At 68.1% G+C, this 24,741-nt stretch carries 23 protein-coding genes; 11 read left to right on the forward strand and 12 right to left on the reverse strand.

The annotated features are described in order from the left end of the window. Positions 1-267 precede the first annotated feature (267 nt). The 7 genes from SA87_RS08925 to SA87_RS08955 all read right to left on the reverse strand — a co-directional run bounded on the left by SA87_RS08925 (position 268) and on the right by SA87_RS08955 (position 8,692). Positions 268-2,220, reverse strand: a complete 1,953-nt coding sequence (locus SA87_RS08925; RefSeq protein ID WP_245637697.1) for a stage V sporulation protein D — start codon at positions 2,218-2,220, stop codon at positions 268-270. Between the two features lie 211 nt (positions 2,221-2,431). After that, on the reverse strand, positions 2,432-4,666 hold the full coding sequence (locus tag SA87_RS08930; RefSeq protein WP_066202155.1) for a penicillin-binding transpeptidase domain-containing protein: 2,235 nt from the start codon (positions 4,664-4,666) through the stop codon (positions 2,432-2,434). Then, positions 4,666-5,265 carry a hypothetical protein gene (locus tag SA87_RS08935; RefSeq protein WP_066441283.1) on the reverse strand — a complete coding sequence of 200 codons (600 nt, stop codon included), beginning with the start codon at positions 5,263-5,265 and terminating at the stop codon, positions 4,666-4,668. The genes SA87_RS08930 and SA87_RS08935 overlap by 1 nt, the downstream gene beginning before the upstream one ends. Positions 5,266-5,296: 31 nt before the next feature. Then, positions 5,297-6,220: a 16S rRNA (cytosine(1402)-N(4))-methyltransferase RsmH gene (gene rsmH, locus SA87_RS08940; protein ID WP_066202159.1), complete on the reverse strand. Its 924-nt coding sequence runs from the start codon at positions 6,218-6,220 to the stop codon at positions 5,297-5,299. A gap of 178 nt (positions 6,221-6,398) precedes the next feature. Then, positions 6,399-6,830 (reverse strand): division/cell wall cluster transcriptional repressor MraZ, encoded by a 432-nt coding sequence (mraZ, locus tag SA87_RS08945; RefSeq protein ID WP_066202294.1) that lies wholly within the window; start codon positions 6,828-6,830, stop codon positions 6,399-6,401. 116 nt (positions 6,831-6,946) lie between these two features. Continuing rightward, positions 6,947-8,203 carry an adenosylhomocysteinase gene (locus SA87_RS08950; RefSeq protein ID WP_066202161.1) on the reverse strand — a complete coding sequence of 419 codons (1,257 nt, stop codon included), beginning with the start codon at positions 8,201-8,203 and terminating at the stop codon, positions 6,947-6,949. A gap of 102 nt (positions 8,204-8,305) precedes the next feature. After that, positions 8,306-8,692 carry a DUF3397 family protein gene (locus tag SA87_RS08955; protein ID WP_156423481.1) on the reverse strand — a complete coding sequence of 129 codons (387 nt, stop codon included), beginning with the start codon at positions 8,690-8,692 and terminating at the stop codon, positions 8,306-8,308. Positions 8,693-9,000: 308 nt separating this feature from the next. Between SA87_RS08955 and SA87_RS08960 the strand changes: the two genes are divergently transcribed. The 4 genes from SA87_RS08960 (at position 9,001) to SA87_RS13545 (ending at position 13,369) form a co-directional block, all read left to right on the forward strand. After that, positions 9,001-9,507, forward strand: coding sequence for an N-acetyltransferase (locus SA87_RS08960; RefSeq protein WP_066202165.1), 507 nt, complete (start codon positions 9,001-9,003; stop codon positions 9,505-9,507). Between the two features lie 90 nt (positions 9,508-9,597). Beyond that, entirely contained in the window at positions 9,598-11,013 is a 1,416-nt protein-coding gene (locus SA87_RS08965) for a spore germination protein (protein WP_169816947.1), read from the forward strand. Beyond that, positions 11,013-12,197, forward strand: coding sequence for a hypothetical protein (locus SA87_RS13540; RefSeq protein ID WP_066202168.1), 1,185 nt, complete (start codon positions 11,013-11,015; stop codon positions 12,195-12,197). The genes SA87_RS08965 and SA87_RS13540 overlap by 1 nt, the downstream gene beginning before the upstream one ends. Positions 12,198-12,238: 41 nt before the next feature. Next, positions 12,239-13,369 carry a Ger(x)C family spore germination protein gene (locus SA87_RS13545; protein WP_066202170.1) on the forward strand — a complete coding sequence of 377 codons (1,131 nt, stop codon included), beginning with the start codon at positions 12,239-12,241 and terminating at the stop codon, positions 13,367-13,369. Positions 13,370-13,506: 137 nt separating this feature from the next. Here the strand turns inward: SA87_RS13545 and SA87_RS08980 are convergent, their stop codons facing one another. After that, positions 13,507-14,181: a hypothetical protein gene (locus tag SA87_RS08980; RefSeq protein ID WP_066202172.1), complete on the reverse strand. Its 675-nt coding sequence runs from the start codon at positions 14,179-14,181 to the stop codon at positions 13,507-13,509. A gap of 166 nt (positions 14,182-14,347) precedes the next feature. On the opposite strand from SA87_RS08980, the gene SA87_RS08985 reads away from it, so the two are divergent. Both SA87_RS08985 and SA87_RS08990 read left to right on the forward strand, forming a co-directional pair. Further along, positions 14,348-15,046 carry a helix-turn-helix transcriptional regulator gene (locus SA87_RS08985; RefSeq protein WP_066202174.1) on the forward strand — a complete coding sequence of 233 codons (699 nt, stop codon included), beginning with the start codon at positions 14,348-14,350 and terminating at the stop codon, positions 15,044-15,046. Positions 15,047-15,208: 162 nt separating this feature from the next. Next, entirely contained in the window at positions 15,209-15,460 is a 252-nt protein-coding gene (locus SA87_RS08990; protein ID WP_066202176.1) for a DUF2626 family protein, read from the forward strand. Positions 15,461-15,767: 307 nt separating this feature from the next. Here the strand turns inward: SA87_RS08990 and SA87_RS08995 are convergent, their stop codons facing one another. Then, the gene (locus tag SA87_RS08995; protein WP_066202178.1) at positions 15,768-16,208 is read right to left on the reverse strand and encodes a CBS domain-containing protein; all 441 of its coding nucleotides are present in this window, start codon (positions 16,206-16,208) and stop codon (positions 15,768-15,770) included. A gap of 95 nt (positions 16,209-16,303) precedes the next feature. On the opposite strand from SA87_RS08995, the gene ftsW reads away from it, so the two are divergent. The 5 genes from ftsW (at position 16,304) to SA87_RS13255 (ending at position 22,131) form a co-directional block, all read left to right on the forward strand. Beyond that, complete coding sequence (gene ftsW / locus SA87_RS09000; protein ID WP_066202297.1) at positions 16,304-17,440, forward strand: putative lipid II flippase FtsW; 1,137 nt, start codon at positions 16,304-16,306, stop codon at positions 17,438-17,440. A gap of 180 nt (positions 17,441-17,620) precedes the next feature. Then, a complete protein-coding gene (locus SA87_RS09005; RefSeq protein ID WP_169793267.1) occupies positions 17,621-19,255 on the forward strand; it encodes a spore germination protein in 1,635 nt (544 codons plus the stop codon). Further along, complete coding sequence (locus SA87_RS09010; protein ID WP_066202183.1) at positions 19,252-20,403, forward strand: GerAB/ArcD/ProY family transporter; 1,152 nt, start codon at positions 19,252-19,254, stop codon at positions 20,401-20,403. The genes SA87_RS09005 and SA87_RS09010 overlap by 4 nt, the downstream gene beginning before the upstream one ends. Then, positions 20,396-21,874, forward strand: a complete 1,479-nt coding sequence (locus SA87_RS09015; RefSeq protein WP_066202185.1) for a Ger(x)C family spore germination protein — start codon at positions 20,396-20,398, stop codon at positions 21,872-21,874. Before SA87_RS09010 ends, SA87_RS09015 begins: the two co-directional genes overlap by 8 nt. Positions 21,875-21,966: 92 nt before the next feature. Beyond that, positions 21,967-22,131 carry a hypothetical protein gene (locus tag SA87_RS13255; RefSeq protein ID WP_156423496.1) on the forward strand — a complete coding sequence of 55 codons (165 nt, stop codon included), beginning with the start codon at positions 21,967-21,969 and terminating at the stop codon, positions 22,129-22,131. A gap of 104 nt (positions 22,132-22,235) precedes the next feature. Here the strand turns inward: SA87_RS13255 and SA87_RS09025 are convergent, their stop codons facing one another. Genes SA87_RS09025 through SA87_RS13260 form a run of 3 tightly spaced genes read right to left on the reverse strand, consistent with a single transcriptional unit; the run spans position 22,236 to position 24,716 of the window. Then, entirely contained in the window at positions 22,236-22,538 is a 303-nt protein-coding gene (locus SA87_RS09025; protein WP_066202187.1) for an Fpa/YlaN family protein, read from the reverse strand. A gap of 40 nt (positions 22,539-22,578) precedes the next feature. Further along, a complete protein-coding gene (locus SA87_RS09030; RefSeq protein ID WP_066202189.1) occupies positions 22,579-24,510 on the reverse strand; it encodes a hypothetical protein in 1,932 nt (643 codons plus the stop codon). After that, a complete protein-coding gene (locus tag SA87_RS13260) occupies positions 24,507-24,716 on the reverse strand; it encodes a hypothetical protein (RefSeq protein WP_156423446.1) in 210 nt (69 codons plus the stop codon). Before SA87_RS13260 ends, SA87_RS09030 begins: the two co-directional genes overlap by 4 nt. Positions 24,717-24,741: the final 25 nt, after the last annotated feature.

Raw genomic sequence — 24,741 nt, forward strand, 5'->3', positions numbered from 1 at the left:
CTTGTTTCATTCGCCAAGTCCATGCCCCAGGTTTCATGGGACTTGTCAGGTTCCGAATTCATGGGTGTGCCTTTTCAAGTTCCGAAGGGGACGTCCCCGGACGGTCCGGCCTTCGGGCGGCTCGGCTTTCGGGCCAAGGCCGGACGGAGACGCCCTTCACCATACTCCTTTTTTACGCCCGACGCAAGAGCCGGCCGCCGCCGACGCGCGGCACGCCGCCGGGGAAGGCGCATTGCCGATTCGCCGCTCCCCTTCGGATGCGCCGTCCTACCGCCGGCCGCCGTCCGGCCGGGGCCCCAGGTACAGGCGCACCTTCCCTCCCGGCGCGAGCTTCGTCCCCGGCGCCGGCGCCTGATCGATCACCACGTCGCCCGTCCCTTCGATTTCGAGAGAGAACGTATAGAAGCTTCGCCGCAGGGCGTCGACGCTCATGCCGATGAAGTTCGGCACCTCCACCGGCGGCATCTCCGGATAGACGTATTTCGACTTCTTGAGCCCGCCGGAGCGGGGCGGAATGTCCAGGACGTGGAGCACATCCTCCAGCACCCGGCCGACGATCGGCGCCGCGACGACGCCGCCGAACTGAATGCCCTCCGGATGGTCGACGGCCACGTAGGCGACGACCGCCGGATCGTCCGCCGGCGCGAAGCCGATGAACGAGACGATGTACTCGCCGGCGAGATACCGGCCGTCGGGGCCGACCTTCTGCGCCGTCCCGGTTTTCCCGCCGACCCGGTAGCCGTCGACGTAAGCGCGGCTGCCGGTGCCGTTGGCGACGACCGACTCGAGCGCCCGCCGCACCTCCCGGCTCGTCGCCTCGGAGACGACCGTCCGCTTGGCCTGCGGCGCAAACGTCCGGACGACCGCGCCGGTCTTCGCATCGACGATCTTCTTGGCGAGATGCGGCGTGTAAAGCGTCCCCCCGTTGATCGCCGCCGAGACGGCCATCGCCTGCTGGATCGGCGTCACCGACACCCCCTGGCCGAACGCCGTCGTCGCCAGCTCCACCGGACCCATCCGCGCCTCGGAAAAAAGAAGTCCGGTGGCCTCGCCGGGGAGATCGATCCCCGTCTTGGCGCCGAACCCAAACGCCCGGACGTAACGCATGAGCGTCTCCTTGCCGAGCCGGAGGCCGAGTTCGACGAAGCCGGGGTTGCAGGAATTTTCCACCACCTGCAAAAACGTCTGATCGCCGTGGCCGCCGGGCTTCCAGCAGCGGATCCTCGCCCCGGCGACGACGATGGAACCGGGATCGAAAAAGTGCTCCCGATCGAGGTCGACCTTTTTCTCTTCCAGCGCCGCCGCCAGGGTGATGATCTTAAACGTCGACCCCGGCTCGTACATCCGCCAGATCGGCTGGTTGCGGTTGTACACCTCCGGCGGGTAGGCGCGGTAGTCGGCCGGGTCGAACGTCGGGTAAGACGCCATCGCCAGCACGTCGCCCGTCTTCGGATCGACGACGAGGCCGATGATGCTCTTCGGCCGGTACGTCTGCCAGGCGTCCGCCATCTCCCGCTCGAGAATCTCTTGAATGCGCACGTCGAGCGTCGTCACGAGGTCGTGGCCGTCTTCCGGCGGCACATATCGCGTCGGCTGCCCCGGCATCCGACGGCCCCGGGCATCGGCGTAAAAGGCGATCGCGCCCCGCCGGCCGGCGAGGACGGCGTCGTACTCGCGTTCGAGGCCCAAAAGCCCCTGGTTGTCGGCGCCGACGAACCCGAGGACGTGCGCCGCCAGGGTCCCGTACGGATACACCCGACGGTAGTCTTCGGCGACGTAGATCCCCGGAAGGCCGAGGCGCTCGACTTGCGCGGCCCGGTCGAGGGAAAGCCGCCGTCCTTCCGGCGCCAGGCGGACGAGAAGCTGCCGGCGGGCAAGAAGCTCCCGAAGGCGGGATTCCGCCATGCCGAGGACCGGCGCCAGCGCCCGGGCCGTCCCCTCCGGATCGGTGATCTGGGCCGGGACGGCGAGGACGCTCGGAGCGCTTTCGTTGTCCACGAGGACGACGCCGTTTCGGTCCAGGATCCGCCCCCGCTTCGCCTCAAACGGCACCTCCCGCGTCCAGAGGGCCTCGGCCCGGGCGAGGAGCGCATCGCCCTGGACGAGCATGAGATACGCCAGGCGGACGGCGATGAGAAAGAGCCCGGCCCCGACAAGGAGGCCGAAGAACGCGATCCGCCTCCGGACGGTCCGGTTCGTCGCCATCGCCCCCTTTCGCATCCCCTCCCCACCGTATGTCCGGGGAAAGAGGACTAGAACGGGGGCGTTCCCGCGGACGGGCCCCCTCGAAGCCCCTCGCAAGGTGGCCGCTCTTCGGCCGACCTCCGGAACGGGCTCACCCCTCCGCCGCGGCGGCGCGCCGCACGACCGACCCGATCGGAACGCCCGGCCGCCCGACGGACGGACCTTGGGCCGCCCGGCGTCCGGACGCTCAGCCGCCCGATCCGGACGGCGCTTCGGATGCCCCAGGCGGCGGCGCCGGCGGCTCGAAGCGGACCCGGACCGCCGTCCCGGCCGCCACCCGGCTTCCCGGCGCCGGATCCTGGGCGACGGCATATCCCGTTCCGTCAAAATCGGCCTCAAGCCCCGCCGCTTGAAGGAGCGCCGCCGCCTCCTTTTTCGAACGGCCCCGGACGTCCGGCACGGACACCGTCCAAGGGGCGTCGCCGTTCGCCTCCTCCGCCGGCGTCGCGCTCCTCTCAACTTCGCCGGCGGAAGGCACTCCCCGATCCGCCGCCGGCGGAACGCCCTGCTCCGCGGCAGGCGGAGCGCCGCCGGCGGCCGCCCCATCCGCCGGAACGACCTTTTCCGCCGCCCGCTTTTCACCGGCCGGAGGCGCGTCGCGGAGTCGATCCGGCGCCGGAGCATCCCCGTTTTCCGCGGCGCTCCCGCCGCCGGCGCTCCGGCGCCCGCCCCCTTCGGGCGGGATGTCCAGGTAGGCGAGCGTCTGGCTCATGATCGCCTTAAAGATCGGCGCCACCACTTCGCCGCTCGAGGTCGCCGGAAGCTCCGGCTCGTCGACGACGACGTAGACGAGCACCGCCGGGTCGTCGAGGGGGGCAAAGCCGATGAACGAATAAATATACGCCCCGTCCCGATACGTTCCGTCCGGGCCGAGCTTTTGCGCCGTCCCGGTTTTGCCCCCGATCCGGTAGCCGGGGATGGCAAACGCCCGGCCCGTGCCCACCGGCGACTCGACGACCGCGGCCATCGCCTCCCGCACGCGGGCCGACGCTTCCGGCGAAATCACCCGGCGCACCGCCGTCGGCTCCCGCGCTTCATAGACGATGCCCTCGTCCCGCCGTTCGATCGACCGGACGACGTACGGCCGCATGAGCGTCCCGCCGTTGATGGCGGCGCTCACCGCCGCCACCATCTGGATCGGGGTTACGGCGATCCGCTGGCCGAACGTCGTCGAGGCCACGTCCCGGGGCGGGACGAGACGAAGGTCCGGAACCCTTCCCGCCGCCTCTCCCGGCAGGTCGATGCCCGTCCGGGCCCCGAAGCCGAACGCTTCGTAGTAGCGGGCAAGCCGCTCCCGGCCGAGGCGCTCGTAGCCGAGAATCGTCATGCCGACGTTGCTCGAGCGGACGAAGGCGTCCCGAAACGAGATCGTCCCCCAGCCCCGGACGTCGTTCCAGTCCCGGATCGGCGGCCGGATCTCCTTCGACCGATAGACGCCGGCCTGGTAGGTCTCGTCCGGGTTGTAGACGCCCTCGTTGATCGCCGCCGCCAGCGTGATCGTCTTGAACGTCGATCCCGGCTCGAATTCAAATGCCACCGGCAGATTCAGATAGTTCGTGATCCGGGTGTAGTCGTTGGGGTCGAAGTGGGGGCGGGAAGCGAGGGCGTAAACCTCCAGCGTCTTCGGGTTGGCGACGACGGCAAGGAGATGCTTTGCCCGAACCTGTTTCTCCGCCGCCTCGAGGGCATCCTCGACAAACGTCTGAATCGTCTGGTCGATGGTGAGCACGACGTCCTTCCCGTCGACGGGCGGCACATAATCCTGAACGCCGCCGGGAAGGAACCGGCGATTGCCGTCGACGAGGAGCTTGAGCGTCCCGTCTCGTCCGGCGAGGACGTCGTCCAGCGCCGCCTCCAGGCCCATCCGGGCCTCGCCTTCCTTATCGACGTACCCGAGCGTATGGGCCAGAAAGGCGCCGAACGGGTAGTACCGCCGCCGGTCCTCGACGAAGACGATGCCGGGAAGATGGAGCGCCTCGATCGCCGCCTTCGTCTCCGGCGAAATTTTCCAGCCGCCCGGCCGGAACTCCACCTGATACCGCCCCGGCTGCCGGAGAAGCGCCTCGAGGCGCGCGGCGGGCATGCCGAGGTGGGGGGCCAGCGCCGCCGCCGTCTGCGCGGGATCGACGACGTGATCCGGCGCCCGGGGGCTCACCACGGCGATGACGTCGTACGCCGGCCCGTCGACGGCGAGCGGCGTCCCGTTCCGGTCGTAGATCGTCCCCCGCTTCGCGGGGAGGGTCTCCTTCGCCTGCCACTGGACCGCGGCCCGAGCGACGAGCGGCTCGGCGGAGAGCACCTGCAGGTAAAAGAGTCGGCCGAGGACGGCGAGGAACAAAAGGACGATCCCGCCGGCGAGGAGAAGCCCGCGCCGGACGATGCCGGCGCCGGGCGCGCCCCGCGTCCGATCGGCAGGACGCATCACGGCATCCCGCTTTCGCCGGCCGATGTCCCGCCGCCGGCCGCCGCCTTTTTCTCCGCCGAACCCGCTTCATTGCCGGTTCCCGCCTCAGGCGCCGGCGCGCGGGAGGAGGAACCCGCGGCATCGGCCGCCCGGGGCAGCGCCGCGATTACCGCCACGCTTTCGGGGCGGGGCTTAAGCCCCATGTCCCGGGCCACGGCGAGGATCCGTTCCGGCCGTTTGAGCTCGGCCACTTCCAGCGTGAGCGCGGCGTTTTCCCGCTCCAGACGCTCGATCTCGGCCGTCGTCCGGACGAGCCGGTCGTTCAGCACCACCGCCTGAGCCATTCGGCCGAGAACGGCCAGATAGACGACGGCGAGGACCAAGACGTAACCGAAGTAGAGAAGTTTTTCCCCGGCCTCCAGGCCGGCCTTCCGGGCCGCGGCCGTCCGAGCGGCCGCCGCCGTCCGGGCCGCCGCCGACGAAGCCGGATTCGGCGAAGCGATCGCCCTCGGACGGGCCGCCGCCCCCGTCCGGGCCGTCACCAGGCCGGCCGGACCGGCGGAAAACACCGGCTCTTCCTGAAGGAGCGCATTTCCCGTCACCCGTGTGCGCGCCATGTTCGTTGCCCCCCGTCTTTCTGTCCTCTCCTCAGAGCCGTTCCGCCACCCGGAGCCGCGCCGATCGGGCGCGGGGGTTTGCGGCGACCTCCGCCGCTCCCGGGACGATCGGCCGCCGGGTGACGAGGCGAAGCATCGGCGTCTCGCCGCACGGAAGCTCCGGCGGAAGCCCGCGGGCGCCGCACGGATCGGCGCCCGCGCGAAACGTTTCCTTCACGAGGCGATCTTCCAAGGAGTGAAAGCTGATGACGGCGATCCGCCCGCCCGGCCGAAGCCGGTCGATCGCCTGCCGGAGCGCCCGGCGAAGCGCCTCCAGTTCGTCGTTGACGGCGATGCGGAGGGCCTGAAACGTCCGGCGGGCGGGATGGGGCCCCGTCCGGCGGGCGGGGGCGGGAATCGCCGCCTTGACGATTTCGGCGAGCTCCGTCGTCGTTCGGATCGGCGCCTTGGCCCGAGCCCGGACGATCGCCCGGGCGATCTGGCGGAAAAAGCGCTCCTCGCCGTAGTCCCGGAGAATCCTCTGCAGGGTTGCCTCATCGGCCCCGTTCACGATCGCGTAAGCCGTCAGGGGCTGCTCCGGATCCATCCGCATGTCGAGGGGCGCCTCGACCTGGTAGCCGAACCCCCGGGCGGGGTCGTCGAGCTGCGGCGACGAGACGCCGAGGTCGAAGACGATCCCGTCGATCGCCGGCGCCCCCAACCCCTCCAGCACCCGCCCCAGGTCGACAAAATTCGCCTTCACGAGGCGAAGCGTTCCCGCCCGGAGGGCCTCCGGAAAGCGCGCCTCGCCGGCCCGGATCGCCGCCGGGTCCCGATCGAGGGCGATCAGCCGACCGCTCGTGAGCCGGGCCAGAATCGCCCCGCTGTGGCCGCCGCGGCCGAACGTCGCATCGACGTACCACCCGTCCGGCCGGATCCGGAGCGCCTCGATCGTCTCCTGAAGGAGCACCGGCACGTGGTCGCCCTCCGGCCGATCGGGAGGATGGCCGGCATTCCCATTCCGCCCGCTCCCCGTCTTCTTCGCACCGCCGTCGCCGGCCGCATTCCCGTTCGAAGTCCAGCTCTGCCGAACCAGGCCTGCCCCTCCTTTCCCGAGCGGACCGCCTCCGCCCGTTCGGGCCCGCGACGAACCGTCACCCCTCGAAGTCCAGAAGCCGCTCCGCCGTCTCCGCCACCAGGGCGCTCTGTTCGGCGGCGTAGCGGTCCCAGCGCCCTTCTTCCCAGATCTCCACCCGGTTCATCACCCCGAGGATGACGCAATTTTTCTCAATGCCGGCGTACTCCAGAAGCGGTTTCGGGATCGTGATCCGCCCCTGCCGGTCCGGCGAAAGTTCCACCGCACCGGAAAAGAAAAAGCGGGTGAACGCCCGGGCGTCGGCCCGGGTAAACGGGAGCGCCCGGAGCTTTTGCGCGATCTTCTCCCACTCTTCCAGAGGATAGACAAAAAGCGCCTGCTCCAAGCCGCGGGTGAGGACGAAGCGCTCGCCGAGGCCCTCCCGGAGCCGGGCCGGCAGCGTAAGCCGCCCCTTCTCGTCGAGGGCGTGCCGGTACTCGCCGAGAAACACGTCCGTCCCCCCGCTTTTCCCCACTTTCCACCACTTTGCTCCACCTGTTCCCTTCGACAAGGCCAAAAAAAATCCTGCCCGGCGGGCAGGATTCGTCCGTAAAAGTTATGCACCATTCACGCCCAGCGGGCGGCGTACGCCTCCTGTTCCGGCGTCGGCCGATCGATGGCGATTCCCAGCGTCCGGAGCTTCATCTCCGCCACCGTTCGGTCGATCGCCTCCGGAACCGGGTGCAAAGCCGGCGGAAGGGGCCGGCCGGCGCGGTGTTCCCGGGCGAGCCATTCGAGGGAGAGCGCCTGCAGGGCAAACGTCATGTCCATGATCTCCGCCGGGTGACCGTCGGCGCCGGCGAGGTTGACGAGGCGTCCCTCCGCGAGGACGTACAGCGTCCGGCCGTCCGGCTGCCGGTAGGCGGTGACGTTCGGCCGGACGGCATCCACCTCGACGCTCATCCGCCGAAGGGCTTCAAGGTCGATCTCGACGTCGAAGTGGCCGGCGTTGGCGAGGATGGCGCCGTCTTTCATCCGGAGAAAGTGCGCCGCTCCGATCGCGTGGTAGCCGCCGGTGACGGTGACGAAGAGATCCCCGACCGCCGCCGCCTCCGCCATCGGCATCACCCGGTACCCTTCCATGTGCGCCTCGATGGCCTTCACCGGGTCGATCTCCGTCACGACGACGTTCGCCCCCATTCCCCGGGCCCGAAGGGCGACGCCCTTGCCGCACCATCCGTAACCGACGACGACGAACGTCTTCCCGGCCAGGGTGAGGTTGGTCGTCCGAAGGATCCCGTCGATGACCGACTGGCCCGTGCCGTAACGGTTGTCGAAAAGATGCTTCATTCGGGCGTCATTCACCGCGACCATCGGGAAGGCGAGGCGCCCCTCCCGGGCGAGCGCCCGGAGGCGGGTCATCCCCGTCGTCGTCTCTTCGGCGCCGCCTTTGACGCCGCCGGCGAGGTCCGACCGCTCGGCATGGAGAAGCTTGACGAGGTCGCCGCCGTCGTCGATGAGAAGCGTCGGCCGCGACGCCTCGAGGTTGTCCAGGAGGAGCGCCCGGTATTCGTCTTCCGACACCCCCCGCCGGGCAAAGACCCGCACCCCGGCCCGGGCGAGGGCGTGGGCGACGTCGTCCTGGGTCGAGAGCGGGTTCGAGCCGGAGATCGTCACGTCGGCGCCGCCGGCCTGAAGCACGAGGGCGAGGACCGCCGTCTTCGCCTCGAGGTGGAGCGCGATCGACACCCGCTCTCCGGCGAGCGGCTTCTCCCGCTCAAACCGCTCGGCGATCGCCCCGAGGACCGGCATGTGCCGGCGAGCCCACTCGATCTTTTTGCGTCCGGCGTCGGCATCCGCCGCCCGGTTGAACCGTCCGTCCAACGCGCCACCCCTTTCCGCGCTCGATCCGCGCCGCCGGACCCGACCGGCGAAAGGTTCGGCCAAAAGGCCGCGTCGGCCGCGGCCCAAGCCGAGGCCCGCGACCTATCCGCCGGCCCACGTCCGGAAGACGCCGATCAGAAACAGCACGCCATATTCTATCACAAACACAAAAAGCGCCGCGAGCCAGACGATCCGAAACGCCCGGGCCCAGCCGACAGACGGCCGGCGACGGACGAACGCCGCCGCCAGCGTGCCGCCGGCCAGGGCGGCGGCGGCGAGCGTCATCACGAGACCGGCGATGCCGCCGGCGACCTCCTGCCAGAGGGCGGCGTCGGCGAGGAGAAAAAAGACCGTCCCGACGTAGAGCGCCCAGAGCGTCGCTTCCCGCCGGTCGCCCGTCGCCCGGAGCGCCACGCCCCAGGCCAGGACCATCGGAAGCGGCGGCAGGAGGATGAGGACGCCGAGGAGCGCCTTGATGACTTGGGCCATCGAATCCCCCGCTTCACCGGTCCGCCGCCGGACGGCGTCCCCGGAGGCCGGGCGCCGGAACCTTCCCGGCCCGGACCGACGCCGTTCGACCGCGGCGGTCTTTCGGACGTGTGTTTCGACGCCGAAGGTCCCGATTCCTTCCGGATCCCGCCCTCCCGCGGTCCCGCGCGCCTTCACCGCCCGGCGCGCATTCACCCGCGGCCGGCGGTCCGCTCAGGCGTCGGCCCGGCCGCCTTTCGGCAAGGCGGCTTGTGCTGGCCCGCCGCCTCCGGTAAACTGGCCTTAAAGGACGGACGGAGGTGTGAACGATGCCGTTTGCCGTCGAGCGGCTCAAGATCAACTACAAAACGCTGGAAGAATTCAAGAAATTTCGCGAGTACGGGCTGCAGGAGCTTTCGATGCTCGAAGACCTTCAGGCGAACATCATCGAGGACGACGCCGACTCGCCCTTTTACGGCATCTACGACGGCGACGCCCTCGTCGCCCGGATGAGCCTCTATCTCATCGACGCCAAATACGACCGCTACTTCGATCCGCCGCAAGATTTTTACGAACTCATGAAGCTGGAAGTCCTGCCGGCGTACCGGGGCCGCGGCCTCGGCCGGATGCTCGTCGAACACGCCAAAAGCCTCGGCAAGCCGATCAAGACGAACGCCCGCCTCGGCTCGGCGCCGTTTTGGGAAAAGCTCGGCTTCGTTCCGGTCAAGTACGATCCCGAGCGGGACCGAGGCGAAAACCCGTACGTCTGGCTGCCGGACGGCGTCCGCCTCGCCCCGACGAAGCCCCGAGGAGAAGGCCGAAAGCCAAACGCTTGACTGTTTTTACCTCCCCTCCTTTATTTCGCTGCGCCTCCCGGCTTCAGGGCCGGAGGCGCATGTTTTTGGGGCGGCTTGGCAGACTAAGGGTTGGCAGACGAACCCATCGCATCCCGCAGCACACCGAACACTGGAAAGCCCGGGAGCGCCATGCACGAGACCGCCCAGATCACCGACGAGCGGCTTTGGGCCGTGCAAAAAGCCTTAGAACGCGCCCAGGACCTCGTCGCCCGGTCGCTCGTCGCCGGCGACAAGCGCCTGGAAGTCGTCTACCTAAAGACGATCGCCGACGAGGACAAGGTCGTCCGGCAGTTCATCCGGCCGTTTTTCGAGGCGGAAGGCGACGCCTTCGCCGACTACCTCGCCTCCCTCGTCTATCAGGTGCCCTACACGACGCCGGAGGCGGCGGTCGACCTCGTCTTAAACGGCCACCTCCTCGTCGCCTACCGGGGTCGGGCGTTCCTTTACGACATCCGGATCGTCAAGGACGACCAGCCGCTTCCCGCCGACATCGAAGCGACCCTCCACGGGCCGCAAAACGCCCTCGGCCACAACCTCCTCCTCAACGTCCATCTGCTCCGAAACCGCTACCGAAACGCCGCCCTCGCCGTCGAACTCGCCGAACTCGGGGAAAAAAGCCACACGAACATCGCCCTCCTGTACGATGCGACGCGGGTCCGCCCGAAGAGCCTGGCCATTCTCCGAGAAAAAGTGCAAAAAGGCGGGATTGAAGTCCTCTTCGCCGCGGGACAGCTCGAACGGGCCTTCGCCCGCCCGCATCGAACCCTTTTTCCGACCTTCATGGTCACCGACCGGCCGGACCGGATCGTCTACGAGCTCAATCGCGGCAAGGTCGTCGTCCTCATCCACGGAACGCCCTTTGCCCTCGTGGCGCCGGGGTACTTTTTCGACTTCTTCAGCGCCATGGACGACCTGTACTACCCCGGTTGGGTGCGGACGTTTTTCCTCGGCCTCCGCTTCACCGCCCTCGTCGTCACCCTCATCACCCCCGGCCTTTACGTGGCTCTTACGGCGTTCAACCCCGGCGTCTTCCGGGCGCAACTGACGCTTTCCATCGCCGGGAGCCGGGCGGCGGTGCCGTTTTCCGCCTTTTTCGAGATGCTCTTCATGATGATCGCCCTCGAGCTCCTCCTCGAGGCGAGCGTCCGGCTGCCGAAGTCCATCAGCGCCACCTCGACGACCGTCGGCGGTCTCATCCTCGGCCAGGCGATGACCGCCGCCGGCCTCGTCTCGGACATCATGCTCATCGTCGCCGCCGTCGTCGCCATCTCGAGCTTCGTCATCCCGGTGAACGCCATGTTCTACGCCGTCCGCATCGCCCGCTACCCGATCCTCCTCCTCTGTTCCCTCTACGGCCTCGTCGGCCTCGGCATCGGCCTCGTCGGCCTGATCTTCTTTCTCGCCGGCAAAGAAAGCTTCGGCGAGCCGTACCTGTACCTCCCCTTTGACCCGAAGCCGACGGAAAAAGGACCGGAGGGCGCTTGATGCAACCGCGCTTTTTGTATTACCTCTTTCTGGTCAACGTCCTCGCGAACGGCATCGGCACCGTCCCGCGGCTGCTCCTCGAGCGGCGCCACGCCGGCGTTTTCCTCGATCTCGCCGCCGGATGGCTTTTTTCGTCCGTTTACTTCGTCTTCTTCACCCGCCTGCTCGCCCGGGCGCCCGCGATCGACATCCCCACGCTCTGGAAAACGGCGCTTCCCGCTCCCCTCGCCCCGCCGCTCCTTGCCCTTTTCGCCCTCGAGTGGCTCGTCGCCGGGGCGCTCAACCTCTACCTCATCACCGAGATCAGCGCCAAATATCTCAACGTCGACGCCCCCGGCCAGGCGCTCCTCTGGCTCTTTCTCCTCCTCGCCTTTTTCATCGCCCGCTTCGACACCCCGAACGTCCTCTTCGGGCTCGAACTTTCGTTCATCCTGACGCTGCCGCTTCTGTTCATCACCTTCGGCGCCGCCCTGAGCGGCCAGCCGCTCCTCTGGGAAGGCGTGGCGAAGCTCCTTCGGGAGACGGGGCGGCCGGACTGGCTGTCTTTGAACGCCGCCTCGTATCCGTTTGCCGGGTTTTTGAACCTCACCGTCTTTCACCGGGTGCTCGCGCCGGACTACCCCCTGCGGCGGATCGCCTTCATGGCCGCCCTCGGCGGCGGGCTGTACGCCTTTTTGTTCGTCCTCCCGATCGCCCTGCTCGGGACGGAAGCCGTCGCCCTCTACGCGTACCCGTGGGTCATCGCCGCCAACGCTCTCCGGATCGAGCACGCGCCGATCGAGCGGGCCTTCTACCCGGTCCTGATCGGCTACCTGAACGTCGCCATCTTAAACGCCATCCTCCATTGGCACGTCGCCCTCCGCTTCCTCGCTCCCCTGACCGCCGCCCCGGCCAAGGCGGCGACGGACGTCCGCGCCCGCCTCACCGGTTGGCTTTCCGCCCGCTGGCCGGAGGCGGCCCTGGCCGCCTTTGCCGGCCTCGTCATCCCCGCCGCCTACCGGGAATGGCCGATGGACCGCCTCTACGCCGTAAGCCGCCTCTGGTTCGCCCAGCTCGTCCCGGCGGAGCTCCTCGCCTTCGCCCTGATCGCCTGGGCCATCAAACGAAAGGGCGGCGGGACCGGCTCGGGCGGCCGCCGGCGCCGCCCGGCAGGCCGGCGCCGCCGCCCGGACCCGGCCCGCTGAAGCCTCCGCCGAGGGCGGCCGCAGGCAAAGGAAGGTGCCGAATGCGTCCTCTCCTCCTGCCTCTCGTGCCGGGGCGTCGGTCGGCGCCCCTTGCGCGGATGCTCCTCGTCCTGGCCGCCCTGGCCGGCGCCTTGCAGGCCGGCGGCTGCGCCTACAAGGACATCGACAAGCGGAGCTTCGTCGTCGCCATGGGCGTCGACCGAAGCGACGATCCGGCCCGCCCCCTTCGGGTGACGCTTAAGATCGCCATCCCGACGGCCGACATCAAATCCGGCGAAAACCGCTTCCTCCTCCTCTCCGCCGACGGCCGCCTCATCGCCGAAGCCGTTCACCGGCTGCAGGGAATGAACGAAAACGCGTTCGACTTCAGCCACACGAAGCTCATCTTCATCGGTCGGGATCTGGCGGAAGCCCGCCCCCTCCGGGAGACGCTCGACTGGTTTATCCGCATGGAGACGATCCAGGGGATCGCCCTCGTCGCCCTCGCCGAACCGAGCGCCGAGGCGGCGCTCCGGGTGAGCCCGCCGATGGAACGGCTCCCGTCGAACAGCCTGTTTACCGCCCTCGACGGATCCGGCACCCTAAGCCCTTACATCACCCACGCCTACCTGTTCGACGTCGTTCGGCGGCTCTACGAGCCCGGCCTCGACCCGATCCTCCCCCTCGTCGAGGCCGCCGGCAAAAAGGCGTTTCGCATCGAACGAAGCGGCCTGTTCGACAAATCCCGTCTCCGGCTCGTCCTCTCGCCGGAGGAGACGGAGTGGCTGAACTTTCTCCGGGGGGAGACGGCCAACGTCGACTTCGTCTTCGGCCGCGACCGGCTCTACTTCCAGGCGGACCCGAACCGGGCCCGGACCCGCCTCGCGGTGGAAAGCCGGGGCCGCACCCTCCGCCTTGTCGTGGACGTGGAGCTTTACGGTTCGATCGACGAGCGGCAAAAAGAAACGGCCGCCCTCCCGGCGATCACCCGCGCGATCGAGGCGGACGTCAAAACGCGGACGGAAAGTCTGCTCCGCCGACTTCAGGAAGCCGGCGTCGATCCCCTCGGCCTCGGCCTTCGGGCGGCCGCCCGGGGGCTGGCCGCGGGGGACCCGGAAGCGGTGATCCGATCGCTCGACTTCACCGTCCGAACGCACATCGTCGTCTACGAGACGGGAAACGTCCTCCGCTGACCGCCCCGCCCGGGGAGGCCGAAACCTGCCCGGCCACCGGGGCGCCGGGCGCAAAACCGAACGCCAAACCGCGGCCCGAATCCGGCGGGCATGAAGCGCCGGCCGGGCCGCGGCCGGATGCCGGCCGGGTACAGACTTCACCTTTCCGGCGCCCGGTCCTCCGCCTCGCCGGCCTCTTCCGGCCGGGCCTTCGACCCTCCGGCGGCCGGCGCTTCACCCGAAGCGCCCCGGACGCCCCCCGCCGCGTCTTCCGCCGCCTCCGGCGCCAGGGCGGCCGCCTCCCACTGGGTCTGTATGCGGTATACCTCTTCCTTGAGGCGCCGAACGCTTCGCTCGAGGTCGTGCACCATGGCGAGGAGAACGCTCAGCTTCGGCTGAAATTCGGTCCGCCGGGCGAGGGCGGCCCGGGCGGCGCTCCGGCCCTTGCGCCGCTCCCGCCGCTCTTTTTTGGCGGCCTCCAGCTCCTCCCGGTAGAAGGTCCGAAGCGCCTTGTTCCAGCGAAATCCGCACGCCGACGCCGTCCGGCCGAGGCGGCCGGCGGCTTCGACAAAAGCCTCGAGCTGCGTTCGGCCGCTTCGCACGTAGTCGAGGACGAGAGAAGCCAGCAGCCGGTCTTCTTCATCCTTCCAGCTGTCATATCGCCGGAACCGCCCTTCGGCGGTCAGTGCGGCCGACGATCGCGCTTCGCTTTCCGCCGCATCCGGCCTTTCCTTCGCTCCGGACCGCTCCGCCGCCGAAGCGGCGCGCGCCGCGTCCGCCCCCTCCTCGGGAACGGACGCCCCGTCGACGAGCGGCCACCGTTCGTTCGACATGGTTCCTCCCCTTTCTCTTTGTTTTACAAAAAAGAAACTCAGGGTGATTTACGTATATTCTAACACCAAAATCCACAAACATAAAGATGCAAATTAATAAATGCTTTCATGCGACGGACGGATCGGTTATACTTTGTTTGAAAACGGCACAAAAGGAGCCTGAACGATGGACGACCGCCTCATCCGCCTGAGCGCCGCCCTCGCCGTGCCGACGCGTTTTGCCATTTACCGGCACGTGCTCAACACCCCCGAAGGCGTCTCGGTTCAGGACGTCGCCGACAAGTTCGGCATCCACCCGAACGTCGCCCGGCTTCACCTCAGCCGGCTCGAAGAGGTCGGGCTAATCGTCGGCGAGATCGAACATACCGGCCGAGGCGGCCGGCCGGGCCGCCTTTATCGGGCGGTCGACAAAAGCGTCTCGATATCGCTCCCCCACCGGGATTACGAGACGCTGGCCGACATCGCCCTCACCGCCCTCGAACGGTTCAAACACAACGGCGAGCAGATGATCACCGCCGTGGCCGAAGAAAAAGGCTACGACCTCGCCCGGCGTTACCTTGAAGAACACGACTTGAAGCCGGAGACCCTCACGCCGGAAGAGATCGTCGAACACGTCCGGCGCCTCTCCGGCGATCCCGGCCTTTCGCCGGACGTCGAGCCGATCGATGAGGACGCCTTCCGCCTGGCCGTCCACAGCTGCGCCTTCAAGGAACAGGCGTTCCAGCATCCGACGGTCTGCACCCTGCACCACGCCTATTTAAAAGGCATCTTCCGGGCCTTTCTCGGAAGGAGCGATCTCATCGAAGAGCAGTCGATGATCGACGGAGCGCCGGTCTGCCGCTACATCGCCGTCCGCCTCCCCTAGTCTTCGCGCCGCGTCGAAGGAGACATTCGAAGCGGTCTCGATCGGTGGGGCGCGACAAGCGGGGTCGCGATCGGCGGTGCCGCCGTCGGCGGTGCCACCACGAAGCGAGGCTCGAATCGACAGGCAGAATCCGGTATAATAAGCCCTGGGGGTGATGCCGGGATGGCGCGGATGTTCCGCGTGCTTGCCTATTTTTCCCTCATCATCGCGCTGATCGGTTTCTGGATGGACCTCCTGCCGATGGCCCTCATTTTCTTCGCCCAGACGGCCGTCTTCGCCGCCCTGAGCTACCTCGGTTTAAGCGAGCGGACCTACCTCCTTCTCTTCAACGGGTACATGGTCGTGGCGTTCGTGGCGTTTTTGTACGTCATCTTCTTTGCTTTGCCGCTCACCGGCCCGGGCCTCGGGAGCTGACCGCCGCTTCGGGGACCGGAAACCGGTCGCCGGAGCGAGCGGCGTGCGCCCGGCACCGGATCGGGTCTCGAACGCCGAGGACGGCTTCGTCCGACGGGAGTTTAGGCCTGAAGCCGGAGATCCGAACGCCTGCGGAGGGCGCACCGGCGGGGCGCCGGCCCGGCGGCGAAGAAACGCACACGATGAAAGGGAGCGCCTCGCGCTCCCTTTCATCGTCTAGACCCGCGCCGTCCTCCCGCTCGAGATCGCGCGACGGGGATGGTGATGGTCCCAAAGCCGGGGGGCGCCGGCGCGCCCCGGCCGGACGTCAGTGGACCTCCTGCCGGTGTTCGGCGTAGTCTTCCGACACTTCCCGGATGACGGTGTCGGTGTATTTCAGCGTCTCGGCGTGGTCGGCGAGGTCCTTGACCGCGACCATGCCGACGACCCGGCCGCCGTCGACGACGGGGAGCCGACGGATCTGCTTTTCGCTCATTTGCTTCGCGACGAAACGCACGTCGTCCGTCGGCGACACCGTCACCGGGTTCGGCGTCATCACTTCCTTGACCGCCGTCGTGTCGGGCTTCCCTTCGGCGACGACCCGCCGAACGATGTCCCGGTCGGTGAGAATCCCCGCGAGCCGGTCGTGGGCGTCCAGGACCGGCAGGGCGCCGATCTCGTGATCCCGCATCCGCTGCGCGGCGGTTCGAACGGTGTCATCGTGTTTGACGCTGATGACCCGCTTGGCCATGATCTCCTGAACCTGCATCGTCTTCCACCTCCTCGCGATTAATGTCCGCTGCGGCGTCGACTTTTATCCCGCCGAAAGGCGTCCGATCGCCGCCGGCGAAGGAGCGCCGGATGATGCTCGAAGCCCGAACGTCCGCCCGCCCGGAGGCGGCCCTCCGGCGCCGGGCCCCGGATTTTTTGTTTTTGTTTTTGACCGTGGCGCACTCTGTTTTCGGCCTCATCATGGTCGGAAGCGCCAGCCTTCCCCTCGCCGCCGCGGAATGGGGCGATCCGTTTTACTTCGTCCGGCGGCAGGCCCTCTGGCTCGCCGTCGCCCTGTTTACCCTTTTCCTCGCCGAAAACATTCGGCCGGCTCAGCTCAGAAAACTCACGCTGCCGCTTCTTTTCCTCGCCTGGGCCGGGTTGTTTACCGTCTACCTCCCCCACCTCGGCGTCGAGCTGAACGGCTCCCGGACGTGGATCCGCCTCGGCAGTCTGAGCGTCCAGCCGGGCGAGCTCGCCAAACCCGCCCTCGTCCTCTACCTCGCCCATCTTCTGAGCAAAAAAGGGTCCCAGGTGCGGACGTGGTCCCGGGGATTTTTGCCGCCCTTCGTCGTCGTCGGGGCGTTTGCCCTCCCGCTCATCGTGCAAAAAGACCTCGGAACCGCCCTCATCCTCGTCGGCACCGCCTTCCTCGTCCTGTTTGCCGGCGGCGCCCGGATCCGCCACCTGCTCGCCGTCGCCGCACTGAGCCTCCCGCCGCTTGTGCTGGCGATCGTCCTCTTTCCGTACCGGCTGAAACGAATCACCGGTTTTCTCGACCCGTGGCAGGATCCCGGCAGGAGCGGCTATCACCTCATCCAGTCCCTTTACGCCATCGCTCACGGCGGCCTCGCCGGCGTCGGACTCGGAGAAAGCGTGCAGAAGTTTTTTTATCTTCCGTTCCCGTACAACGATTTCATCTTCGCCGTTCTGGCCGAAGAGCTCGGCTTTCTCGGCTCCGGGGTTTTTCTCCTCGCCTACGCCACCTGGATCGGCCGCGGGTTCGTCCTCTCCCTCCGGCACCCGGACCCGTTCGCCAAGCTCCTTGGCGTCGGCGCCATGAGCGCCATCGCGGTGCAGGCGCTCATGAACCTGGGGGGCGTGACCGGGCTTTTGCCGATCACCGGCGTGACCCTTCCCCTCATCTCCTACGGCGGCTCGTCCCTCGTCGTGACGCATCTTCTGACCGGCTGGGTCCTCGCCCTCTCCCGGGAGCTTCCCCGCCGCTAGCGGCCTCGCAAGCGGCCGGGCCGATCCCTCAAAAGCGGCCGGGCCCACCGGCGACGGTTTCATCCGGCGGCCCCCTCGCCGGACGACAGCACCGCATCGAACGTCCGGAGAAGACGGCGCCCGCCGCCGCGGCGAGCGTACATGTTTTTCCTCCCGCGGCAAACACTAACGGCCGGCGAGGTGTTGGCCGTGTGGCGGAAAAACCCCCTGGTCACCCATCGGGACGAACTGAAGCGGCGCACAGAAGCGAAAAAAAAGACCCAGCCCCAAACGCCGATCCCCCGGCGGCTCGCCCCGGCGATCCGGCGGCTGGAGGCGACGTTTCATTTTCAGGCAAACGACGACTTCCGCCGCCGGGAGCTCGTCTACGGCCGGCGGGCGGCGGCCCTCTTTTATTTTCGCGGCATCGCCGACGAAGACCAAATCGAACGGGCCATCATCCGGCCGATCAGCCTAATAAAAGACGGCGGCCGCACCCACGATCCGCTCCGGGATCAGCGACTCACCGCCCTCGACATCGTCGTCCTCGAAACGATGGAAGCGGTGGAAAACGCCCTCGTCGACGGCCATCCGGTCCTCCTCATCGACCGGCTCCGGCGGGCGTATGCGTTCAACCTCGACGACTACCCCGTCCGAAATATCGATAAGCCGACGAACGAAAACGTCCTCAAAGGCCCTCAAGAAGGCTTCACCGAGCGCCTCGAGACGAACATCGCCCTCCTCCGGCGCTACGTCCGCTCGCCGGACCTCATCGTCCGTCGGCGGGAGATCGGCCAGAAAAACCGCACCGGCATCGTCGTCGCCTACATCCAGTCCCTCGCCAACCCCCACCTCGTCGCCGACATCGAAAGCCGCCTCGACGCCATCGAGGCCCTCGAATACGACTGGGTGAAAAGCGTCGAGCAACTGATCGAAGAGCGGCCGTATTCGCTCCTTCCGTCGATGCTGACGACGGAACGGCCAGACCGGGCGATGGCGCACCTCATGGAGGGCCACGTCGTCATCCTCCAGGACAACCTGCCGTACGCCTTCATCGCACCGGCGACGTACTGGAACGTCTTTCACGCCTCGGAAGACCACTACCAGCGGCTCCCCTACGCCTGGTTCATCCGCTCGATCCGGACCATCGCCTTTTTCCTCACCCTCCTCACGCCGGGGCTTTACATCGCGGCGACGAACTACCATGTGGAGATGATCCCGCTCGACCTTCTCATGTCGATCAGCGGCTCCCGGGAGGTCGTCCCCTTCCCGGCGGTGCTGGAAGTGTTCCTGATGGAACTCAGCTTCGAGCTCATCCGGGAGGCGAGCGTCCGCATCCCGTCCCAGATCGGCCCGACGATCGGCATCGTCGGCGCCCTCATCCTCGGCCAGGCGGCGGTGCAGGCCGGCCTCGTGAGCCCGATTCTCGTCATCGTCGTCGCCATCACCGGCCTTGCCTCCTTCACCCAGCCGGACCTTTCTCTCAACCTCGCCCTCCGCATCGGGCGCTTTGCCTTTCTCGTCGCCAGCGCCCTCCTCGGGTTCCTCGGCCTCTCCCTGCTTCTGGCCGTCACCCTCGCCTACGCCGTCTCCTTCAAGTCGTTCGGCGTCGGTTACTACGCCCCCTGGGCGCCGTACACGCCGTCGTCGCAGGACGTCTTCCTCCGGCGGCCGGCCCCGGAGGAAACGACGCTGCCGCAGGCGCTTCTCCTCCGGACGAAGACCCGCCTCGACGCGAGCGGCTTTTTCGCCCTCTTCGGGCGCCTGAGTCGGCGCCGGGCGGAAAAGCGGACACAGGCGGAGGGGGCCGGCCGATCCGGGAGGGTCGGGCGATGAAGCCGGGCCTCTCCGAAGCGGCGCTCCACCGGCCGAACCCGTCCAGCAACGAACAGATCGGCCTCCGGGAGCTTTTGGCGATGAGTTTTTTTCTTCTCGGCCTCAAGGGGACGGATACGACGCCGGAGTTTTGGATCACCTTCGGCGGGAACGCCGCCTGGATGAGCGCTCTCGCCGGCTTCGCCTACGTCCTCCCGTTTCTCTGGCTCACCGCCCGGCTCCTTTCCGCCGCCGGCGATCGGGGGATCTGGGCCCTCGCCGAAGACGTCCTTGGGGGCGGCGGGGTCCGCCTCGTCTTCGGGCTTTGGCTGATCCTCTTTCTCTTGGCGACGGTGCTCAATGTCCGGGCGTATGCGCTGCTTCTCGAGGTGATGTTTTTCTCCAAAACGCCGGGCGTCTTTCTCTACGGCCTTTTCCTCATCGTCGCCGGCTATGTCGCGGCGAAGGGAATCGAGACGGTCGGTCGGCTCGCGTCGCTCCTTCTCCCGTACGCCCTGCTCGGCTACGTCGCTTTGTTCGTCGGCATCTTCGACGTCCTCGACTACCGGGAGATCTATCCCCTGCTCGGCACCGGGGAAAAAGCGTTCACCGGCCCCCTCACCCACCTCGCCCTCTACGTCGACCTCCTCTACCTCGCCCTTGTCGCCGACCGTTACGTCGGCGGCGCCCGAACGTATTGGCGGGGGGTGGTCCTGGGCGGCGGCCTCGGCGCCCTGTCGATCGCGGCGCTTCTTTTCGTCTACATCGCCGCCTTCGGCTATCCGGCGGTGAACGGCCTGGTGTATCCCTTCCAGCAGCTCACGCGCTTGGCCCACTTCGGCTGGTACATCAACCACGTCGAGGCCATCTTTCTTGCCATCTGGGCGATTGCCGCCGTCGTCCACTTTGCCATCTATCTGTACTTCGATCTCTGGCTCCTTCAGGTCCTCCTCGGCGCCGGCGCCTTTCAGCGCCTGACGATCCCCCTCATCGGCCTCCTTTTTGTCGCCGGGCTGTACCCGTACCGATCGTTTACCAGCCAGTACGCCTACCGGGACGCAAAGCTCATTCTCCTCACCGCGGTCGTCTTTCCGTCCCTGATCCTGATCGGCGTCCTTTATTACCGGAAAGCCCGCCGGGGGAGCGGAAGGGGACGGCGCCGTGTGTAACGGGAAAGACCGCATTTTTGAGGCCGCCCGGGAGGATGCCGAATCGCCGGGGGTGGGCGGCGCCGGACGCCACAGGAAGGACCGGGGCGGCGGGGAGGACGGAGGCGGCCGAGGCGCCGGGCGGTGCCGGAAGGGGCGAAGCGCCGCGGCGGGCGAAGGGGGCCGGACGGGCGGTCCGGAGCGCCGGTCCGTCGGAAGGCGCCTGGTCCAGGGGCTGGGCGCAGCACTGCTCGCGCTTTTTCTCGGCGGCTGCTGGGATAAGGTCGAGCTCGAAGACATCGCCTTCGTCACCGCGATCGGCTTCGACCGGGGCGAGCGGCCGGGGCTTCTCGACGTGACCCTTCAGATCGTGAACACCCAGAAGGCGACCATCACCCTCGGCACCGCCGCCGAAGGGGAGCCCCGGATGACGAACATCACGCTCAAAAACACGACGCCCCTCATGACAAAAGACCTCGCCAACGCCGTCATCACCCGCCGCATCAACATCTCCCAGACGCAGGCCTTCCTCATCAGCGAAGACCTCGCCCGGAACGTTGATCTGTATTCCGTCCTCGCGATGACGATCCGGGATCCGGAAATGCGCCGGGAAACGCCGGTCATCATCACCCGGGAGCGGGCGGAAGACTTTATCCGGAAGAACGTCCCCCGCTTCGAGACGCTCATCTATGAGTTTTACCGCTACAAGCTAAACCGCTGGAAGGATACCGGCATCGTGCCCCTCTCCAGCATGAACGACTACCTCCGGGCTCACGCCGCCGGTCAGCCGTATCTCTTCGTCTACGCCTCCGCCCGGCGAACACTGCCGGGGGAAAAAGGCCGCATGGACGACACGACCGCCGGCAAAGCCGAGATCAAAGGCGGCGATCCGGTGGAGATGATCGGTTCGGCGATCGTCTACCGCGGGAAGATGATCGGCGCCCTGACCGGCGAAGAGACGCGGCTTGCCCTCCTTCTCGCCCACAAGCTCCGAGTGGCTTCGTATTACATGAGCTTTCGCGATCCCGTCAAACCGATCTTTCAGGTCAGCACCCGGATCAAAAACGAGACGCCGCCCCTCATCCGGATCGACCTTTCCCGGGATCCGATGGTGATCACCGTCGACGTCCCGTTTTACGTCGAGGTCCTCTCCATCCCGAGCAAGGTCGACTACGTCACCGACCGGTCGCTGCAAAAAAAATTAATTCAATCCATCCTTGAGCAGATGGACGAAAAGACCGCGCGACTCCTCCACAAGGCGCAGAAGGAATGGCGGGTCGACCTGTTCGACTGGGCCCGTTACGCCCGGCAGAAATTCTGGACGTGGGACGCCTGGGAGCGGTTCGACTTCGCCGATCGCTTTCCCGACGCCCGGGTTCGGGTCCGCTACCGGATCGAGATGATCGACTTCGGCAAACAGTTTAATCCGGACGAAAGAAGCCGGCCGCTTGAGGATTTGTTGGGCCGGCGTACGATCCGGCCGCCCGGATGACGTGGCGGAACCCGCCCCTCCCGACCGGGCGGATCGTTCCCCCGTTTCGGCCCGCCGGAACGCGGGGCAAAAGCGGAAAGGAGGGATGGGCCGTGGATCTGATGACGCTTCTTTTCGCCACCGCCGCCGGCCTCTACAGCCTCAAGGCGGCCCGGGACGAGTGGTGGGAAGGGCACCGGGCAAGCGGCGTCTTTCTCGCCGTCCTCGGGCCGGTGCTTCCGATCGCCGCCTGGTGGATCATGCGCCTCGGGACTTAGCCTCGCTTCTCCGCCTCGTCGGCGAGCCTTTCGTCCTCGGCGCGCTACGGTTCTCGGCGCTCTTTTCCGGATTCGGCGCCGGCGTGTCCGAACAAAAAAGCCGCTCAGCCGGATCCCAGCCGGGCTTCCGACGAGCGGCGCTCGTGGGCGTTGTACAGTTCGGTGAGCTCTTTTTCCAGATGATCGAGAATCTGTCGCCCCTGTTCCTTCGAGATCAGACCCAGACGGACGGCAAAGTTGATTTCCCGCGAGAGGCCGAACATCTGCGTATCGAGCACTTCTTCGTACAGGGGGCAGTGCGGCATCGTTAAATTGTCGAGCTGGACGCGGATCAGCCGTTCGATCTGCTCCGCGTCGCTCAAGATGAGCTGAAGCGCCCGTGCCGCCAGGTCTTCCGGTGCCCGCATCCGACGTTCCCCCCAAGCCAACGGCGTCTGATTCATGATATCACATTCCGGACCCAGAAAAAAGGCTTTCCACGGCCCGGATCAAGGGAACGTCCTCCCAGCCCTTCCGGACGGCAAAGGCGCCGCCGGTCGCGCCCTTCACCGCTGCCGGCACCCCGGCGACGAGCCGCCGGAGCGCCGCCTCGGAAAAACCGCCGAAATAGGCGTCGATCGCCCCCGCCCGAAGGGCCGCCGGCGCCGCCCCGGGCGGGACGTCGACGAAGACGAGCCGGGTCCCGGACCGGCGGGCCGCCTCCGTCCACCGCTCGACCTCGCGGCCGAAGAGCCGGTCGCCCCGCCGCTCGACCGCCGGCGGAGCATAGGCGTCGACGCCGACGACGACGGCCTCGCCGACCGGCACCTCCGTCCAACCCGCCCGCTGAGCCGCCTGCGCCGCCCGGGCCGCCAGCCGATCCGGCGCTCGCTCCTCCCCGGCCGCCGGCCGACCGCCCGCCTCCGGCCGGTCGACCGCGGGCGCTTCGCCCGGTCCCGACGGACCGGCCGCCTGAGCATCGCCCGGCACCGCGGGCCCGGAACCGGCGGCTTCGGCAAACGGCGCCGGAAGCGACTCCGCCTCGAGATCGTCGAGGCGCCACACCCCGCCGGAAAAAACGAGCGTCACCCGTTCCCCCCGAAGCGCTCCGCCGGACCGACCGTCCGGACGGAGGCGATCGGCCGGAGCGCCTGCTCCATCGGCGGAGTCGACCGCGCCGGATGACCTGCCGTCCGGACCGGCCGTTTCGCCCGGAACGGCGTCGGCCGGAGCGCCCGGCCGGACGTCCGGTGGCTCCGGCATCCACCACACCGGCGCCGCCGCGTACTCCAGCACCGCCCTAAGCCGCACCATCAGTCCCCCCTCCGGCACCTCGTCCACCGCGATCGAGGCTGGATCGACCCATGCCCGGTGCAGCCGCCCGCCGTAGACCGCTCCGGCCGCCCGCACCTCGCCGAGGCGCTCGGCGAGGGCCGCCCCGAACGCCGGCGTCCACGCCGCCCCGTCCCCCGAATCGCCGGCCGTCCCTTCTCCCCGGAGCGCTTCCTCCAGCGCCCGGTACCGGCGGCCGAGCGTTTCGAAGACCTTCGCCCGAAACGCCTCGCCGAAGCGGTCGAGATGAAGCGTCGCTTCCCCCGGCGCCCGGACCGTCGCCGACGCCTCGGACGTTCCCCACGGATCCCGCCGGACGAGCCGCACCGCATGCTCCCCCGCCGGAAGCGGTCCGAGGATCGCGCCGGGGACGACGGTCCCCGCCCCCCGGCCGTCGATCCACGCCTCCGCCGCCGGCGCATCGAACGTCAGCCGGAGCGCCGCCGGCGCTTCCGCCTGAAGGACGGCGGTCGCCCCGCCGAGCTCCCACGCCGCCGCCCCGGCGATCGACCGCGCCATCCGCCACGCGCCGAGCGGCCCCCGGAGTTCGACCTCCAGCCGGCCGGGGACGGCCGGCACCGGGCCGACCGTTCCATCCGGCTCGAGGGAAAGCGGCATCCGGACGCCGCCGGCGTTGTAGCGGGCCTCAGCCGTCCACCCTTCCGCGGCTCCGATGAGCGAAAGGACCGGCTGAAGCGCCGGCACCCGGACCGCCCCTGCCGGCCAAGCGATCGTCGGTGCCGGGTGAACGATCCCCCGCCACCCGACCGCCGGACGAAACACCGCCCCGCCTTCCCGGGCCGCCCACCGGATGCCGTCGATGGCCGCCGCCCGGAAAGAGGCATCCTCCCGCAGCGCCGCCCGCAGCGCCGACCGAAGGGCTTCCCCGTCCAGACCGACCGGAAAAGCGATCGCCGGCATCGCTTTCCCGCCGACCGCCGCCGCGACCCACCCCTCGGCCGTTCGAAGCGGCGACGCCAGCACCGTCCGCAGAGAAAAGCCGACCCAAGCCATGAGGGCGAAAGCGGCCAGCCAAAAGGCGCCGATGGGGCGGACGATTCGACTCACCGCTTTTCGCCGCCGGGAAGGCGCCACCAGGCGAAGGCCGCGAGCCCGAGGGCGGGCCAAAACAGCGCCGGCCGGCCCCAAGCCCACACGGCGACGAAGAGCGCCCACAAAAAAAGCGCCCGCACGGCCGTCTCCCTCCCGTCTTTTTTGCCAAACCGTTTTTCATCATATCCGTCCGCCGGCCGACATATGATCGGCCTAGTCACACGGCCGACGCCCTCTGGCCGACGA

Source organism: Hydrogenibacillus schlegelii (assembly GCF_001653195.1).
Classification (GTDB): domain Bacteria; phylum Bacillota; class Bacilli; order Thermicanales; family DSM-22653; genus Hydrogenibacillus; species Hydrogenibacillus schlegelii.